The sequence below is a fragment of the Tepidanaerobacter sp. EBM-49 genome (genome assembly GCF_001896645.1).
GTDB lineage: Bacteria > Bacillota > Thermosediminibacteria > Thermosediminibacterales > Tepidanaerobacteraceae > Tepidanaerobacter > Tepidanaerobacter syntrophicus.
The window spans coordinates 1-2,786 of sequence record NZ_MPPE01000001.1; the positions used below are offsets into that span (position 1 = coordinate 1).

The following is a 2,786-nucleotide window of genomic DNA, read 5'->3' on the forward strand; positions in this document are numbered from 1 at the left end:
GATAAAGATGTGTGCAAAAAGTCCTGACGAACTTGCAAAGGAACGTCTTGCAAGAATACAAGCTGCTATGAATTTAGAGGAACCTGATAGAGTGCCACTGTCGGGAGTTGGAGGAGATGTGATTCCTGCTTATGCAGGGATAACCCACTATGAATTTTGCTTTGACTATAATAAGACGCGAGAAGCCCTAGCAAAGTTCAATAAGGATTTTCCGTGTGATTGGACATTTGCATCGGGATTTACGGGGGTAGGAGTGCCTCCGCTTACCTATGCATTCGCCGATGATCCGGAAGTTAGCACTGTGTTTGGCATGAGCGGCAGAACACATGATATTCTTGGCGATAAGTGCACGCGATATCCCGGCAGAGAACTTGCGGAGAATTGCTCACCTCAATTTATCGGCGGAACCTTCATGCAGCCGGAAGAATACGATCAGCTGATAGAAGATCCTGTAGGATTTATTGCAGAAACAGTATTGCCGCGAATTTGTCGTAATTTAGAAACTCCGCGAAAAGCTATGGCAACATGGGTGAGATTGGGCATGGAATCTGGGAACGTTATGGCATTTATGCAGGGCGTTGCTGAAGATTTAGCAAATATAGGCATGCCGTCAATACCTCTGACACTTGCCATGGCTCCACTCGATTTGATAGGCGATGGTCTCAGAGATGTTACTAATGTCCTTATAGATGTTAGAAAATATCCAGATAAAGTTAAAAAAGCTTGCGAAGCTTTAATTGAACCTATTTTGAAGATTGCTCTAGCGATGAAACCGTTGGGAGCAAATATTGCGTTTATTCCCTTGCACCTTAATGAATATCTATCTCCAAAACTCTACAACGAGTTTTATTGGCCATACCTAAAGGAGGTAATACTTAGACTTGCAGATGAAGGAATAAAATCTATGGTATTCTTCGAAGGAAAACATGAACCTCACTTGGAAACAATCCTAGAACTGCCGCCAAAATGGGGAATTGCCTATTTTGAAAAGACAGATATACGAAAAGCAAAAGAACTATTAAAAAACCATACTTGCGTAATGGGCGGTATACCTATAAGTCTTATAATCGGAAGCACTCCAGAAAAAATTGATGAATATGTTAAAGATCTTATGGAAGATATCAAACCCGGTGGTGGGTATATAGCTTCTACAAGTATAGGAATCGCCCCAAGAGAAACACCTCTCGAAAATATTCGTGCCCTAATTGATGCAGTAGAAAAATACGGAAAATATTAGGAATATTGATATTATATGCAACTTTCCATTCAAATCATCTAAATTTTAATATGAATAACTTCGATTCCGGGTAAATAACAACCCGGAATCGAAGGATTAAATTTACCCATTCTATTTATAAGGGGAGAATTAAGATGGATAAAAGAAAAGCAACAATAGCTATAATGTCAGTTTTCTTCATTGCAATGGGTATCGGGACTATTACGCCTGCAATACAAAATATTGCTGAAGCATTTCCGGATATTGGTTTTAGCACCATTTTACTTGTATCAACACTTCCTTCTCTTTTCATAATACCATCTACAGCTATAGCAGGAGTAATAGCTGGAAATCAGGTGGGCTACAGACCACTGCTAATCCTAGGGACACTTTTATTTACGGCAGCAGGAGCTGCGCCGTTCTGGATCAGCGATTTTAAAACTATATTGATTTCAAGAGCACTTTTCGGAATAGGGCTCGGCGTTTTGATGCCTCTTGGTAATGCTGTAATCTTAAATCTTTTTGATGGTCAGGAAAGAGCGAATATGCTTGGCATGTCAGGTCTTGTTATGAATCTGGGTGGTATAGTGCTGCAACTTTTGGGAGGGGTGCTGTGCGCTATAAAATGGAATTATGCATTTCTAGCACATCTCCTTGGAGCGATTCCCCTTATAATGGTTATGCTGATGTTGCCTGAACCTGAAAAGAAAATAGGAGAAGAGAGAGGCAAAATAAGCATACCTCCTTCTGTGTATCTAATATCAATTCTTTTTGGAATTGCAATGATGCTAAATTATCCATTGCTTGTGAACATGTCGACAATTATTATAACTGATAACTTAGGTGATGCAGCTTCTGCTGGTATAGTACTTTCAATGTTTACGGTGGGGGGTATGATAGCCGGCGGCATTTTTGGAAAACTATATCAAAAAGCTTCTAAGTTTACAATTACTATCGGCTTGATTATCCTTGCAATTGGAGCAGGTATAGTTTATTACTCAAACAATATTGTAGTACTTACTATAGGGATGACACTTGACGGAATAGGATTTGGAATAATTATGCCCGCCATTATGATGATTCTCGGGATGATCGTCTCCCCTGCTTCTTTTGCGGCGGCATCTGGTGTTTTGATGGCCTTTATGAATCTTGGAGGTTTTGTATCCACATATTATATTGCAATGCTTGGACAAATTAACAGCGAAATACGATTTCCGATTTTTGTTGCAACAGTTATCTATGGTGCAAGTGCAGTAGTATATACTTTAATGCAGCTGAAGTCAAAACCTTCAATCAGTGGGAATGTTTGATTTTGCATGATTTAGTATAAATGATAAATGACAATTTTATATCAAATAGTAAAAAACCATAAATTTCGATTCAGTTGACAATTCAGTCAAACAGTTATATACTAGTAGAAAAGACATGTAAATACGAGCTGGATAATTAAGGAGGGATGCTGAACTACCTTAAACAATCTTCAATTTTCCCATTAAATTTCATTACTCAATCATAAGGGGGAAGGTAAAGTGCTTGATGAACTTTTCAACAAAATAGTAGATATGGATGA

General features: G+C 38.7%; 2 protein-coding genes. Both read left to right on the forward strand.

Annotation, left to right across the window (positions count from 1 at the left end):
- Positions 1–7 precede the first annotated feature (7 nt).
- Entirely contained in the window at positions 8–1,237 is a 1,230-nt protein-coding gene (locus tag BUE08_RS00005; protein ID WP_213950879.1) for a uroporphyrinogen decarboxylase family protein, read from the forward strand.
- A gap of 134 nt (positions 1,238–1,371) precedes the next feature.
- The gene (locus BUE08_RS00010; protein ID WP_213950880.1) at positions 1,372–2,526 is read left to right on the forward strand and encodes an MFS transporter; all 1,155 of its coding nucleotides are present in this window, start codon (positions 1,372–1,374) and stop codon (positions 2,524–2,526) included.
- Positions 2,527–2,786: the final 260 nt, after the last annotated feature.

Excerpts from the sequence above, each read along its gene's own strand:
- BUE08_RS00005 (WP_213950879.1), top strand. The coding sequence starts at position 8 with ATGTGTGCAAAAAGTCCTGACGAACTTGCAAAGGAACGTCTTGCAAGA.
- BUE08_RS00010 (WP_213950880.1), top strand. The coding sequence starts at position 1,372 with ATGGATAAAAGAAAAGCAACAATAGCTATAATGTCAGTTTTCTTCATT.